Genomic DNA, 14,087 nt, shown 5'->3' on the forward strand with positions numbered 1-14,087 from the left:
CTCCCCTCGGGGGGCAGGGGCCGCGTGCGTCCAGGGCCGGGGGCTACGTGCGCCGCCGCACCACGTACGCCGTGCCCCGCTCCGCCGGGCGTTCCCCCACGTACTCCTGCTCCCGCATGTCGCACCACGCGGGGATGTCCAGCCGCGCGGCCTCGTCGTCGGACAGCACGGTCACCAGACCGCCCACCGGCACGTCGCCGATGGACCGGGCCAGCTCGATCACCGGGATCGGGCAGCGCTTGCCCAGCGAATCGACCACCAGCCCGGTCCCGGACGTCTCCCGGGGGCCCGGCCCGGGTGCCGCCGGCGCGCCCAACTGCTGCCGCACGGACGCCACCACCCCCGGCAGCACGTCGAGGAAGCGCTCGACGTCCTCCTCCGCCGTGCCCGCCGGCAGCGACACCCGGACGTTGCCCTCCGACAGCACGCCCATCGCCTGCAGCACATGGCTCGGGGCCAGGGTGCCGGAGGTGCACGAGGAACCGGAGGAGACGGAGAACCCCGCCCGGTCGAGGGCGTGCAGCAGCGTCTCGCCGTCGACGTACAGACACGAGAACGTGACCAGATGCGGCAGCCTCCGCACCGGGTCGCCCACCACCTCCACGTCCGGCACGACCGCGGGCACCCGCTCGCGGATCCGCTCGACCAGCGCCCGCAGCCGGGCGCCCTCCTCCGCCGCCTCCTGCCGCACGGCCCGCAGCGACGCGGCCGCCGCCACGATCGCCGGCAGGTCGGGGAAGCCCGGCGCCCGGCCCGACTCCCGCTCGTCCGCCGGGCCCTGGAACGCGAACCGCGTCCCCTTGCGGACCGCCAGCAGACCCACGCCCGACGGACCGCCCCACTTGTGCGCGCTGGCCGCGAGCAGCGACCAGCCGCTCGCCACGGGCCCCCACGCGAGCGACTGCGCCGCGTCCACCAGCAGCGGCACCCCCGCGGCCCGGCACTCCTCGGCCACCTCGGCCACCGGCTGCTCGGTGCCCACCTCGTGGTTGGCGGACTGCAGGGCGGCCAGCGCCGTGCCGGGGCGCAGCGCCGCCGCGTACGCTCCGGGCTCCACACGGCCCGCCCGGTCGACGGGCACCTCCGTGAAGCTGCCGCCGGCCGCCTCCAGGGCCGCGGCGCAGGCGAGGACGGAGGAGTGCTCGACGGCCGAGACCACCAGGTGGCGGCCGGTGCGGCGGCGCCCGGCCAGTGCGCCGGCAAGGCCGTCGTGCACCGCGCGGGTACCCGAAGGGGTGAAGACGAGCTCGTCGGGGCGGCAGCCCACGACCTCCGCCGCGGCCTCGCGGGCGGCGTCCAGCAGCAGCCGGGCCCGCCGGCCCTCGCGGTGGAGCCGGGCGGGATCGGCCCAGCCCTCGTCGAGGGAGGCCAGCAGCGCCTGACGGGCGACGGGGTGCAGGGGAGCGGCGGAGGCGGCGTCGAAGTAGGGCACACCCAGAAACTAACGCGTCGCCGGAAGGCAGCTCCGCGCGTACCTTCCGACCTGCGGCGCAGCCGCCTGACGGTCCCCCAGACGGCGGCCGGACCCGTGGATTCCATCCCTTCGGGGAGTGACGCGGCGCGTTGGGCACCCTCCCCGCGCGGCCCCAAATAGCGTCCAGTAGGGTTTGGTCCGCATAAACATCCAAACCCCTGCCCGCAGCGGGCCGGCGACCGACCAGCGAGACGGCCGCAGCCGGCCGCACGGGCGAGACTCTCGGGAAGGCGCTACGTGAGTCCCAACGGCTCCGACCGCTCGTCGCGGCGCCCGGTGCGGCGGAAGCTGCTGCAGGCGCTGGCCGCGGGCGCTGTCCTGGCGACCGCTACCGGTTGCACATCGAAGGACTTCCCCCGCCTCGGAATGCCCACTCCCGTCACGGAAGAGGCGCCGCGGATCCTCTCCCTGTGGCAGGGCTCCTGGGCCGCCGCCCTCGTGACCGGCATCCTGGTGTGGGGCCTGATCATCTGGAGCGTCATCTTCCACCGGCGCAGCCGGACGAAGGTGGAGGTGCCCCAGCAGACCCGGTACAACATGCCGATCGAGGCGCTGTACACGGCGGTTCCGATCATCATCGTGTCGGTGCTCTTCTACTTCACCGCGCGTGACGAGAACAAGCTGCTGACCAACCCGGAGAAGCCCCAGCACGTCGTGAACGTGGTGGGCTTCCAGTGGAGCTGGGCCTTCAACTACATGGAGGACGTCGACGGCAACGCCGCGACCCCGGCGAAGCCGCTCCGGGAGAACAAGGAGCTCGACGCGATCCCGGACCGGTTCCTGAAGAAGGCACCGCAGGGCGCGGAGGGTGTCTACGACATCGGCGTCCCCGGCACGCGCAACGAGCAGACCAACAACCCCGGCCCCACGCTGTGGCTGCCCAAGGGCGAGACGGTCGAGTTCGTGCTGACCTCGCGGGACGTCATCCACTCCTTCTGGGTGGTGCCGTTCCTGATGAAGCAGGACGTCATTCCGGGGCACACCAACAGCTTCACGGTGACCCCCAACAAGGAGGGCACCTTCCTGGGCAAGTGCGCCGAGCTCTGCGGCCAGGACCACTCCCGGATGCTCTTCAACGTCAAGGTCGTCTCTCCTGAGCGCTACAAGCAGCACCTGAAGGAGCTGGCGGCGAAGGGCCAGACCGGCTACCAGCCGGCGGGCATCGCGATGACGGATCACGCGAAGAACGCGGAGACCAAGAACAAGTGAGCATCCTCAACGAACCCCAGGGTGCCGCCGCCGCGACAGCCACGGCAGCACCGCCAGTCCGCCAGAAGCAGCCCGGTATCAATGCGGTCAAGTGGCTCACCACCACTGACCACAAGACCATCGGCACGATGTATCTGGTCACGTCGTTCGCGTTCTTCTGCATCGGCGGTCTGATGGCGCTGCTGATGCGCGCCGAACTCGCCCGTCCCGGCACGCAGATCATGTCGAACGAGCAGTTCAACCAGGCGTTCACGATGCACGGCACGATCATGCTGCTGATGTTCGCGACGCCGCTGTTCGCCGGTTTCGCGAACTGGATCATGCCGCTGCAGATCGGCGCGCCCGACGTGGCGTTCCCGCGGCTGAACATGTTCGCCTACTGGCTGTACCTGTTCGGCTCGGTCATCGCCGTGGCCGGCTTCCTCACCCCGCAGGGTGCGGCCGACTTCGGCTGGTTCGCCTACTCCCCGCTGTCGGACGCCGTCCGCTCGCCGGGCGTCGGCGCCGACATGTGGATCATGGGTCTGGCCTTCTCCGGTTTCGGCACGATCCTCGGCTCGGTCAACTTCATCACCACGATCATCTGCATGCGCGCGCCCGGCATGACGATGTTCCGCATGCCGATCTTCACGTGGAACGTCCTGCTGACCGGTGTGCTGGTCCTGCTGGCCTTCCCGGTCCTGGCGGCCGCGCTGTTCGCCCTGGAGGCGGACCGTAAATTCGGGGCCCACGTCTTCGACGCGGCCAATGGCGGCGCCCTGCTGTGGCAGCACCTCTTCTGGTTCTTCGGCCACCCCGAGGTGTACATCATCGCGCTGCCGTTCTTCGGCATCATTTCCGAGGTCATCCCGGTCTTCTCCCGCAAGCCGATGTTCGGCTACTGGGGCCTGATCGCGGCCACGATCTCGATCGCGGGCCTTTCGGTGACGGTGTGGGCGCACCACATGTACGTCACGGGCGGCGTGCTGCTGCCGTTCTTCTCCTTCATGACCTTCCTGATCGCGGTCCCGACCGGTGTGAAGTTCTTCAACTGGATCGGCACCATGTGGAAGGGCTCGCTGTCCTTCGAGACACCGATGCTGTGGGCCACCGGCTTCCTGATCACCTTCACCTTCGGTGGTCTGACCGGCGTCATCCTGGCTTCGCCCCCGCTGGACTTCCACGTCTCCGACTCGTACTTCGTGGTCGCGCACTTCCACTACGTCATCTTCGGCACCGTGGTGTTCGCGATGTTCTCCGGCTTCCACTTCTGGTGGCCGAAGTTCACGGGCAAGATGCTGGACGAGAAGCTCGGCAAGATCACCTTCTGGACGCTGTTCGTGGGCTTCCACGGCACGTTCCTGGTGCAGCACTGGCTCGGTGCCGAGGGCATGCCGCGCCGTTACGCGGACTACCTGGCCGCCGACGGCTTCACCACGCTGAACACCATCTCGACCATCAGCTCCTTCCTGCTGGGCCTGTCGATCCTGCCGTTCATGTACAACGTCTGGAAGACCGCCAAGTACGGCAAGAAGGTCGAGGTCGACGACCCGTGGGGCTACGGCCGCTCGCTGGAGTGGGCGACCTCCTGCCCGCCGCCGCGGCACAACTTCCTCACGCTGCCGCGCATCCGCTCCGAATCCCCGGCGTTCGACCTGCACCACCCGGAGATCGCGGCCCTGGAGCTCGAAGAGAACCTCGCGACTGAGAAGGCCCTCGCGGGTGGCAAGGAGGCCGGCAAGTGAAGATCCAGGGCAAGATGTTCATCTGGCTCTCCGTCTTCATCCTCGCCATGGCGTGTGTCTATGGCGTGTGGTCGAAGGAAGCGGCCGGCACGACGGCCCTCTTCATGGCCTTCGGACTGTGCGTCATGGTCGGCTACTACCTGGCGTTCACCGCACGCCGGGTGGACACCGGCGCCGGTGACAACAAGGAGGCGGACGTCGCCGACGACGCCGGCGAGCTGGGCTTCTTCGCCCCGCACAGCTGGCAGCCGCTCTCCCTGGCGGTCGGTGGCGCCCTGGCCTTCCTGAGCATCTGCTTCGGCTGGTGGCTGATGTACTTCTCGGCCCCGATCATCCTGGTCGGCCTCTTCGGCTGGGTGTTCGAGTTCTACCGCGGCGAGAACCAGAACCAGTAACGGCGGGCGCAGGCCGAGCCGTACGGGCCCCGCACACCTCACCGGTGTGCGGGGCCCGCTGCGTTCCCGGCGCCCTCGCGCACAACCACCCGTTTGCAGTCACCCGACAGGCCGTACGCCCCGATCGTCCCTACGGTGTGAGCATGACCCAGTCACCTCGACACCGCTTGGCGCTCTGCGGCGCCGTGCTGCTGACCGCGCTGGCGGTGGGGGTCACCGCCTGCGGCGGCTCGTCCAACCCGCTGGCCGACAAGCCCTACGACGCCGGCGGTCAGGTGGAGCTCACCAGCGCCCGCGACGGGCAGAAGGCGGACCCCAGCAAGCCGCTGGAGGTGACGGCCAGGGGCGACGACCGCATCACCGACGTCACCGCCACGGACGCCGCCGGCCGCTACGTCAAGGGCGAGCTCGCCCCCGACGGCTCCCGCTGGCACAGCACCGGCGCCCTCGCCGCCGGAGCCCACTACACCGTCCGCGTCACCACCGAGGACGAGAACGGGGCCCAGGGGCGCCGCACGATCGGCTTCGACACCAATCCGGCGGACCGCCTCCTGCGCGTCACTTTCGGCCCGCAGAACGGCACCTACGGGGTGGGGCAGCCCATCACCGCCGAGCTGAGCACCCCCGTCCAGGACCCGGCCGCCCGCGCCGTCGTCGAACGCACCCTCAGGGTCGAGTCGCAGCCCGCCGTGGAGGGCGCCTGGCACTGGGTGGACAACCGCACCCTGCATTACCGGCCCAAGGAGTACTGGCCCGCCAACTCCACCGTCGACGTGCACGCCACCCTCGACGGCATCAAGGTCGGCGGCGGCCTCTACGGAGGCCCCTCCAAGCCCGTCAGGCTGACCACCGGCGACCGCATCGAGGCCGTCACCGACGCCGGCGCCCACAGCATGACCGTGCTGCGCAACGGCAAGGAGATCCGGTCCATCCCGGTGACCACCGGCAAACCCGGCTACGCCACCCGCAACGGGGTCAAGGTGATCCTGGGCCGGGAATCCTTCGTACGCATGCGCGGCACCAGCATCGGCATCGCCGAGGGCAGCGCCGACTCCTACGACCTGCCCGTCTACTGGGCCACCCGGGTCACCTGGAGCGGCGAGTACGTGCACGCCGCCCCCTGGTCCGAGGGCTCCCAGGGCTGGGAGAACGTCAGCCACGGCTGCACCGGCATGAGCACCGCCAACGCCAAGTGGTTCTTCGACACCGTCCACGTCGGCGACCTCGTCAAGGTCGTGGGCAGCGCGGGCGACACCATGACGCCCTTCGACAACGGCTTCGGCGACTGGAACGTGGACTGGGACGAATGGCGCAAGGGCAGCGCACTCGTCGGGGGCAAGAAGCAGGGGACCGGCCCCGCCGACGCGGCCCGCCTGCGCCCCGAGCTCTAGCCGCCCGGAGCGTCCCGCGAGCCCTCCCGGCCCGTCAGGCGTCCACGGCCTTCCGGCTGCGCAGCAGGCCCGCCAGCGCCTCGGCGAACGCCGCCGGGTCCAGCGGGTGCGTCACGGCCGCGTCCGCGCGGCTCCAGGTGGCCAGCCAGGCGTCCTGCGGGCGGCCCATCAGCAGCAGCACGGGCGGGCAGCGGAACACCTCGTCCTTCAGCTGCCGGCACACCCCCATGCCGCCCGCGGGCGCCGTCTCGCCGTCCAGGACGCACACGTCCACGTGGTGCGCCTCCAGGGCCGCGAGCACGCCCGGGAGGGTCGCGCACTCCACGTACTCGACCGGCGGCACGTCGGGGGCCGGCCTGCGCCCCGCGGCCAGCCGGACCTGCTCGCGGGTGTCCGCGTTGTCGCTGTAGACCAGCACGGTGGCCGTCGGCTGCATCGTTCCTCCAGGCTTGTGTTCGGCACAGCTGTGGATCTGACGTGGAGCTGATCGATGGCCGGACTCTACTCCGCGAACACCCTTCCGGAGGAGGGTCCGTCAGGCCCGCGAGGTGCCCCGGAACGTCCGGTTCCCCCCTTTGGGGGACCCCGGCACTGGGCCGTACGAGCAGCGCACATGCTCTTGACACACCGAACGGCACCCCCCGGAGTGAGCACGAGATAAGCGACCGACATAATGTCGGTCGTGGCGACTGCAACAGCAACAGATACCGGGCACGCACACCCGTCGGTCAATCGACCGAACCTCACCAGCGTCGGAACCATCATCTGGTTGAGTTCCGAGCTGATGTTCTTCGCGGCCCTCTTCGCGATGTACTTCACCCTGCGATCGGTGACGGGTGCCGACCACTGGAAGGAAATGGCGTCCTCGCTGAACCTTCCGTTCTCGGCGACGAACACCACGATCCTGGTGCTCTCCTCCCTCACCTGCCAGCTCGGCGTCTTCGCCGCGGAGCGCGGCGACGTGAAGAAGCTGCGTACCTGGTTCACGATCACGTTCGTGATGGGTGCCATCTTCATCGGCGGCCAGGTCTTCGAGTACACCGACCTCGTCAAGGAGGACGGCCTCTCGCTCTCCTCCGACCCGTACGGCTCGGTGTTCTACCTGACGACCGGCTTCCACGGCCTGCACGTGACGGGCGGTCTGATCGCCTTCCTGCTGGTTCTGGGCAGGACGTACGCGGCCAAGAGGTTCACCCACCACCAGGCGACGGCGGCGATCGTCGTGTCCTACTACTGGCACTTCGTCGACGTGGTGTGGATCGGCCTCTTCGCCACGATCTACTTGATCAAGTAATCGGTCCCGTCCCGCACCGGACCAACAGTCCAGATCGACGCAGAAGATCCTGACACCGGGGTAATCCGTGAAAAAGCTCTCCGCACGACGACGCCATCCGCTGGCGGCGGTCGTCGTCCTACTCTTCGCGCTGGCGGTCACTGGGGGGCTGTACGCCGCGTTCGCGCCGGCGGACACGGCCAAGGCCGATGGAACCGCCCAGTCCCTCGCCATCGAGGAGGGCAAGAAGCTCTATTCCGTGGGCTGCGCAAGCTGCCACGGCACCGGCGGTCAGGGCACCAGTGACGGCCCGAGCCTCGTCGGCGTGGGCGCCGCGGCCGTGGACTTCCAGGTCCGCACCGGCCGCATGCCGCTCCAGCAGCAGGGTGCCCAGGCCCCCCGCAAGAAGGCGATCTACTCGCAGGCGCAGACCGACCAGATCGCCGCGTACATCGCCTCGCTGGGCGCCGGCCCCTCGGTCCCGACCAAGGATCAGTACAGCCCGGACGGCGCGGACATCGCCAAGGGCGGGGAGCTCTTCCGCACCAACTGCGCCCAGTGCCACAACTTCACCGGTAAGGGCGGCGCGCTCTCCAACGGCAAGTACGCTCCGGACCTGACGGACGTCAACCCGAAGCACATCTACGAGGCCATGCAGACCGGCCCGCAGAACATGCCTTCCTTCCCCGACACGACGATGTCGGAGAAGAACAAGAAGGACATCATCGCGTACCTCGACACGGTCAACAGCAGCAAGTCGGAGAGCCCGGGCGGCCTCGAGCTGGGCGGGCTCGGCCCCGTCAGCGAGGGTCTGTTCGCCTGGATCTTCGGCCTGGGCGCGCTGATCGCAGTAGCCATCTGGGTCGCGGCCCACACCGCTAAGGCCAAGAAGTCATGAGTAGCCAAGACATTCCAGAAGAGAACCTGCCGAGCACGCAGGACGCGCACGGCGGCGCCGTGACGAAGACCGCCGGCGACCCGTTCGCCGACCCCGGCCTGCCGCCGCACGAGGCCCGCATCCAGGACATCGACGAGCAGGCCGCCAAGCGCTCCGAGCGCGTGGTCGCCTTCCTGTTCCTGCTCTCGATGCTGGCCACCGTCGGCTTCATCGCCTCCTACGTGAGCGTGCCGGTCGACAAGAGCATCTATGTGTTCCCGATCGGCCACATCAGCGCCCTGAACTTCTCGCTGGGGCTCACCCTGGCGGTGGCGCTGTTCTGCATCGGCGCGGGCGCGGTCCACTGGGCCCGCACCCTGATGTCGGACGTGGAGGTCGCCGACGAGCGGCACGCCATCGCCGCCGAGCCCGACGTCAAGGCCAAGGTCCTGGCGGACTTCAAGCAGGGCGCGGAGGAGTCGGCCTTCGGCCGCCGCAAGCTGATCCGCAACACCATGTTCGGCGCGCTGGCCCTGGTGCCGCTCTCCGGCGTGATGCTGCTGCGCGACCTCGGACCGCTGCCGGGCACCAAGCTCCGGAAGACCGCCTGGTCCGAGGGCAAGATGCTGATCAACCAGAACACGCTGCAGCCGCTGCGTCCGGAGGACATCCAGGTCGGCTCCCTCACCTTCGCCATGCCCGAGGGCATGAAGGAGGAGGACCACGACTTCCAGAAGGAGATCGCCAAGGCCGCCCTGATGATCGTCCGGCTCCGCCCGGAGAACATCAAGGACAAGCGCGAGCTCGACTGGTCGGCGGACGGCATCGTCGCGTTCTCCAAGATCTGCACCCACGTCGGCTGCCCGATCAGCCTCTACGAGCAGCAGACGCACCACGTGCTGTGCCCGTGCCACCAGTCCACCTTCGACCTCTCCGACGGCGGTCGCGTGATCTTCGGCCCGGCCGGCCACGCCCTTCCGCAGCTGCGGATCAAGGTCAATGACAAGGGCTACCTCGAGGCCATGGGCGACTTCGCCGAGCCCGTCGGTCCTGCCTTCTGGGAGCGCGGATGAGCACTACGACTACGAACGAATCCGGCGCCGGCGCGCCGGGGCGCCGCAAGGCACCCGCAGGCGAGCGGGTAGCCGACTGGGCCGACGGCCGCCTGGGGATCTACTCCCTGGCCAAGGCCAACATGCGGAAGATCTTCCCGGACCACTGGTCCTTCATGCTGGGCGAGGTCTGCCTCTACAGCTTCGTCATCATCATCCTCACGGGTGTGTACCTGACGCTGTTCTTCCACCCCAGCATGGAAGAGGTCGTCTACCACGGTCCGTACGTCCCGATGCAGGGCATGCGGATGTCGGAGGCCTTCGCCTCCACCCTGAACATCAGCTTCGACGTGCGCGGTGGTCTGCTCATCCGGCAGATCCACCACTGGGCGGCGCTGATCTTCCTCGCGGGCATGTTCGTGCACATGATGCGCGTGTTCTTCACCGGCGCGTTCCGCAAGCCGCGTGAGGTCAACTGGCTGTTCGGCTTCCTGCTGTTCGTCCTGGGCATGTTCACCGGCTTCACCGGTTACTCGCTCCCGGACGACCTGCTCTCCGGCACCGGTGTCCGCTTCATGGAGGGCGCGATCCTGTCCGTGCCGATCATCGGCACGTACATCTCGATGTTCCTCTTCGGTGGCGAGTTCCCCGGCTCCGACTTCGTGCCGCGGTTCTTCTCCATCCACGTCCTGCTGCTGCCGGGCATCATGCTCGGTCTGCTCGTGGCCCACCTGATCCTCGTGATCTACCACAAGCACACGCAGTTCCCCGGCCCGGGCCGGACCAACAAGAACGTCGTCGGCCTCCCGCTGATGCCGGTCTACATGGCCAAGGCCGGTGGCTTCTTCTTCCTGGTCTTCGGCATCATCGCGGCCATCGCGGCGATCGCCTCGATCAACCCGATCTGGGCCATCGGCCCGTACCGCCCGGACCAGGTGTCCACCGGCGCCCAGCCCGACTGGTACATGGGCTTCGCCGAGGGTTTGATCCGTGTCATGCCGGGCTGGGAGATCAACCTGTGGGGCCACACGCTCGTCCTGGGCGTGTTCATCCCGCTGGTCATCTTCCCGCTGGTGCTCGGCGCGATCGCGGTGTGGCCGTTCATCGAGTCCTGGGTCACCGGTGACAAGCGCGAGCACCACCTGCTGGACCGCCCGCGCAACGCCCCGACGCGCACCGCCTTCGGTGCCGCCTGGATCGCCGCGTACTTCGTGATGCTGGTCGGTGGTGGAAACGACCTGTGGGCCACCCACTTCCACCTGTCGATCAACGCCATCACCTGGTTCGTCCGCATCGGCTTCTTCGTGATCCCGGTCCTGACGTTCATCGCCACCCGCCGGGTGTGCATGGGCCTGCAGCGCCGTGACCGCGACAAGGTGCTGCACGGACGCGAGTCCGGCATCATCAAGCGCCTGCCGCACGGCGAGTTCGTCGAGGTCCACGAGCCGCTCTCGCAGGAGCAGCTGCACACCCTCACGGCGCACGAGCAGCCCAAGCCGCTCGAGCTGGAGCCGGAGTTCGACGAGAACGGCGTGGCCCGCAAGGCCGGCGCCGGCCGGCGCCTTCGCGTGAAGCTCTCCAAGGGCTTCTACGGCGACGGGACCCAGATCCCGAAGGCCACGCGCGAGGAGTACGAGGAGATCACGAGCGGCCACGGCCACCACTGATCTCCGGGTCACTGCCTGATCCACACTGATCGCTGATCGCCACAGCGAGAGCCCCGTCCAGCGCATGGACGGGGCTCTTCGCTGTTCCCGGGGGTGGATAGGCTGGGCGGGCGGAGCCTTGGGACGAACCCGGCTCTCCGGACCGACCACCAGGAGCGTGGACCATGAACGTTGTGACCCCGGCAGGCGGCGACAGCGCGGTGGCCCCCTCCTGGCCGGGCCTGCTGGACGCCCTCCTCACCGGCCGTGACCTCACCGCCGACGACACCGCCTGGGCCATGGACCGGATCATGCGCGGCGAGGCCACCGACGCCCAGATCGCGGGTTTCCTGGTCGCCCTGCGCGCCAAGGGCGAGACCGTCGCCGAGATCTCCGGCCTGGTCCGCACGATGTACGAGCACGCCCGGCTCATCGAGGTGCCGGGCCCCAGCGTGGACATCGTGGGCACCGGCGGCGACGGCGCCAAGACCGTCAACATCTCCACCATGTCCTCGATCGTCGTGGCCGGCACCGGTGCGAAGGTCGTCAAGCACGGCAACCGGGCGGCGTCCTCGGCCAGCGGCGCCTCGGACGTCCTGGAGAAGCTGGGCGTCAACCTCGACCTCACCCCGAAGCGGGTCGTGGAGGTGGCCGAGGAGGCCGGCATCACCTTCTGCTTCGCCGTGAAGTTCCACCCGTCCCTGCGGCACGTGGCCGCGGCGCGGCGCGAGCTCGGCATCCGGACCGTCTTCAACGTGCTGGGCCCGCTGACCAACCCCGCCAAGGTGCGGGCCCAGGCCACCGGCGTCGCGGACCCGCGGATGGCGCCGATCCTCGCCGGAGTGCTCGCCGAACGCGGCTCCTCGGCGCTGGTCTTCCGCGGCGACGACGGCCTCGACGAGCTCACGACCACCGCGACCTCGCGGGTGTGGGTGGTCTCCGGCGGCCGGGTCCGGGAGGAGTCCTTCGACCCGCGGGACGTGGGCATCGACCTCGTGCCGGTGGAGGCGCTGCGGGGCGCCGACGCGTCGTACAACGCGGACGTGGCACGGCGGGTGCTGGCCGGGGAGACCGGGCCCGTACGGGACGCGGTGCTGCTGAACTCCGCCGCGGCGCTGGTGGCCCAGGCGCCCACGGAGGCGCCGCTGGCCGAGCAGATCCGCGCCGGGCTGACGCGCGCGGCGGAGTCGATCGACTCCGGTGCGGCGCGGCGGGCGCTCGACCGCTGGGTGATCGCGAGCAACGCCTGACGTCTCGCCCCGCGGAACGACGGTTCCGCGGGGCGATCACGTGTGCCATACTCCTCGGCAAGGTCACGAGTGACAGCGATCAGGCCCCGGCTTGCTGTCCGGCAACCCTCCGTCCGTGGCGGGGTGCCCCGGGTGATGACCAGGCCGCAGGCAGCGAGGTCTGCGGCAAGCGCGGATCCCTCGCCAGGGATCCTGGTTGTCGAGGGAGATCCTTCCGTGGTTCAGCGAATGCGTTAGGGCTCGAAGAGCCCCTTTTCCGCGCACCTTCCTTTCCTCTTCCCGCGCTCGTCGCGCGGTGGAATTCGCCTGCCTTCTTACGGGAGTTCGCCATGTCCGTCTCCACCCTTGCCACCGATCAGGCCATTTGTGCCCCTCTGCCGGTTCTGGGATGCGATGTCCGCGTCCCGCTGGTCACCGGGGGAGAGGTGACGTACGCGGCGCTGGACTACGCGGCCAGCGCTCCCGCCCTGCAGCGGGTGTGGGACGACGTGGCGGCGTACGCGCCCTACTACGGCAGCGTGCACCGCGGCGCGGGATACCTCTCGCAGCTGTCGACCGAGCTCTTCGAGAACAGCCGGGCCGACGTCGCCGCGTTCCTCGGCTGCCGCGAGGACGACCAGGTCCTCTTCACCCGCTCGACCACCGACTCCCTCAACCTGCTCGCCGCCGTACTCCCCACCGGCACCCGGGTGTTCGTCTTCGAGACCGAGCACCACGCGGCGCTGCTGCCCTGGGAGCGGCGCGCGGACGTCGGCGTGACCTGCCTGGACGCGCCCCGCACCCCCGCGCAGGCCGTCGAGACCCTGGAGCGGGCGCTCGCGGCCCGCGAACCGTACGGCCCCGCGCTCGTATGCGTGACCGGTGCGTCCAACGTGACCGGCGAGCTGTGGCCCGTACGGGAACTGGCCGCGGCCGCGCACGCGCACGGCGCGCGGATCGTGGTCGACGCGGCCCAGCTCGTACCGCACCAGCGCGTGGACATCGCCGAACTGGACGCGGACTGGGTCGCCTTCTCCGGGCACAAGCTCTACGCCCCCTTCGGCGCGGGCGTGCTCGCCGGGCGCGCGGACTGGCTCCGCGACGCGCGGCCCTACCTCGCGGGCGGGGGCGCGAGCCGGCGCGTCGCACGGGGCGCCTCCGGCGAGGTGGAGGTCGACTGGCACGAGGGGGTCGCCCGGCACGAGGCCGGCTCGCCCAACGTCATCGGCGCCTACGCCATCGCCTCCGCCTGCAAGGCACTCACCGAGGCGGGCTTCGACCGGCTCGCGGAGCGGGAGCGGGAGCTGATCGCCCGGGTGCGGGAGGGGCTCGCGGCGGTGCCGGGGGTGCGGGTGCTGTCGCTGTTCGGGCCGGACGCCCCGAGCGTGGGCGTGCTCTCGTTCACCGTCGACGGCTGGAACAGCTCGCACTTCGCGGCGGCGCTCTCCGCGGAGTACGGGATCGGCGTCCGGGACGGCCTCTTCTGCGCGCATCCGCTCGTGCGGACGCTGGTGGGCGGCGCGTCCTCGGCGGACGGCGGGTGCGGCTCCGACGAGGGGGCGCCCCTCAACGCGATCCGGGTCAGCTTCGGGGCGGGCACCCCCGACGAGCACGTCGAGCGCTTCGTGACGGCCGTCGGCGAGCTCGTCCGCCACGGCGCGAAGTGGTCCTACCGGACCGAGGGGGGACGCTGCGTGCCGGCATAACTGCCGGTGGTTTCGGCACCGCCGGTCACGATCGTCGTGGCTGATCGCCGCTGCGGCGGGAGTGAGAGGCCCCGGTCCCACCCTTTCGTCGTCTCCCCCTGCGGGGGGCCG

12 protein-coding genes and 1 riboswitch are annotated in these 14,087 nt (G+C 69.9%); of the genes, 10 read left to right on the top strand and 2 right to left on the bottom strand.

Annotated elements, in window-relative coordinates:
• Window positions 1-43 precede the first annotated feature (43 nt).
• Window positions 44-1,432: a cysteine desulfurase/sulfurtransferase TusA family protein gene (locus IF61_RS0103155; RefSeq protein WP_030364641.1), complete on the bottom strand. Its 1,389-nt coding sequence runs from the start codon at window positions 1,430-1,432 to the stop codon at window positions 44-46.
• Between the two features lie 279 nt (window positions 1,433-1,711).
• Here IF61_RS0103155 and ctaC point away from each other — a divergent pair, with 279 nt between their 5' ends.
• The 4 genes from ctaC (at window position 1,712) to IF61_RS0103175 (ending at window position 6,193) form a co-directional block, all read left to right on the top strand.
• Window positions 1,712-2,683: an aa3-type cytochrome oxidase subunit II gene (gene ctaC, locus IF61_RS0103160; protein WP_030364642.1), complete on the top strand. Its 972-nt coding sequence runs from the start codon at window positions 1,712-1,714 to the stop codon at window positions 2,681-2,683.
• Complete coding sequence (ctaD, locus tag IF61_RS0103165) at window positions 2,680-4,407, top strand: aa3-type cytochrome oxidase subunit I (protein ID WP_030364643.1); 1,728 nt, start codon at window positions 2,680-2,682, stop codon at window positions 4,405-4,407. Before ctaC ends, ctaD begins: the two co-directional genes overlap by 4 nt.
• Window positions 4,404-4,802, top strand: coding sequence for a cytochrome c oxidase subunit 4 (locus IF61_RS0103170; RefSeq protein ID WP_030364644.1), 399 nt, complete (start codon window positions 4,404-4,406; stop codon window positions 4,800-4,802). The genes ctaD and IF61_RS0103170 overlap by 4 nt, the downstream gene beginning before the upstream one ends.
• A gap of 143 nt (window positions 4,803-4,945) precedes the next feature.
• The gene (locus tag IF61_RS0103175; RefSeq protein WP_030364645.1) at window positions 4,946-6,193 is read left to right on the top strand and encodes a L,D-transpeptidase; all 1,248 of its coding nucleotides are present in this window, start codon (window positions 4,946-4,948) and stop codon (window positions 6,191-6,193) included.
• Window positions 6,194-6,227: 34 nt separating this feature from the next.
• Here IF61_RS0103175 and IF61_RS0103180 read toward each other — a convergent pair whose 3' ends face one another.
• Complete coding sequence (locus IF61_RS0103180) at window positions 6,228-6,629, bottom strand: response regulator transcription factor (protein ID WP_030364646.1); 402 nt, start codon at window positions 6,627-6,629, stop codon at window positions 6,228-6,230.
• Between the two features lie 237 nt (window positions 6,630-6,866).
• On the opposite strand from IF61_RS0103180, the gene ctaE reads away from it, so the two are divergent.
• The 6 genes from ctaE (at window position 6,867) to IF61_RS0103210 (ending at window position 13,976) form a co-directional block, all read left to right on the top strand.
• Entirely contained in the window at window positions 6,867-7,487 is a 621-nt protein-coding gene (gene ctaE / locus IF61_RS0103185) for an aa3-type cytochrome oxidase subunit III (protein WP_030364647.1), read from the top strand.
• Between the two features lie 67 nt (window positions 7,488-7,554).
• Entirely contained in the window at window positions 7,555-8,364 is an 810-nt protein-coding gene (gene qcrC / locus IF61_RS0103190) for a cytochrome bc1 complex diheme cytochrome c subunit (protein WP_030364648.1), read from the top strand.
• Window positions 8,361-9,416: a cytochrome bc1 complex Rieske iron-sulfur subunit gene (gene qcrA, locus IF61_RS0103195; RefSeq protein WP_030364649.1), complete on the top strand. Its 1,056-nt coding sequence runs from the start codon at window positions 8,361-8,363 to the stop codon at window positions 9,414-9,416. The genes qcrC and qcrA overlap by 4 nt, the downstream gene beginning before the upstream one ends.
• Window positions 9,413-11,062: a cytochrome bc1 complex cytochrome b subunit gene (gene qcrB / locus IF61_RS0103200; protein ID WP_030364650.1), complete on the top strand. Its 1,650-nt coding sequence runs from the start codon at window positions 9,413-9,415 to the stop codon at window positions 11,060-11,062. The genes qcrA and qcrB overlap by 4 nt, the downstream gene beginning before the upstream one ends.
• Window positions 11,063-11,226: 164 nt before the next feature.
• Window positions 11,227-12,291, top strand: coding sequence for an anthranilate phosphoribosyltransferase (trpD, locus tag IF61_RS0103205; RefSeq protein WP_030364651.1), 1,065 nt, complete (start codon window positions 11,227-11,229; stop codon window positions 12,289-12,291).
• Between the two features lie 61 nt (window positions 12,292-12,352).
• A riboswitch (SAM riboswitch) is annotated at window positions 12,353-12,469 on the top strand.
• A 151-nt stretch (window positions 12,470-12,620) separates the two neighbouring features.
• Window positions 12,621-13,976 (top strand): aminotransferase class V-fold PLP-dependent enzyme, encoded by a 1,356-nt coding sequence (locus IF61_RS0103210; RefSeq protein WP_030364652.1) that lies wholly within the window; start codon window positions 12,621-12,623, stop codon window positions 13,974-13,976.
• The last annotated feature ends 111 nt before the right edge of the window (window positions 13,977-14,087 follow it).

The sequence above is a fragment of the Streptomyces roseoverticillatus genome (assembly GCF_000719265.1).
Lineage (GTDB): Bacteria > Actinomycetota > Actinomycetes > Streptomycetales > Streptomycetaceae > Streptomyces > Streptomyces roseoverticillatus.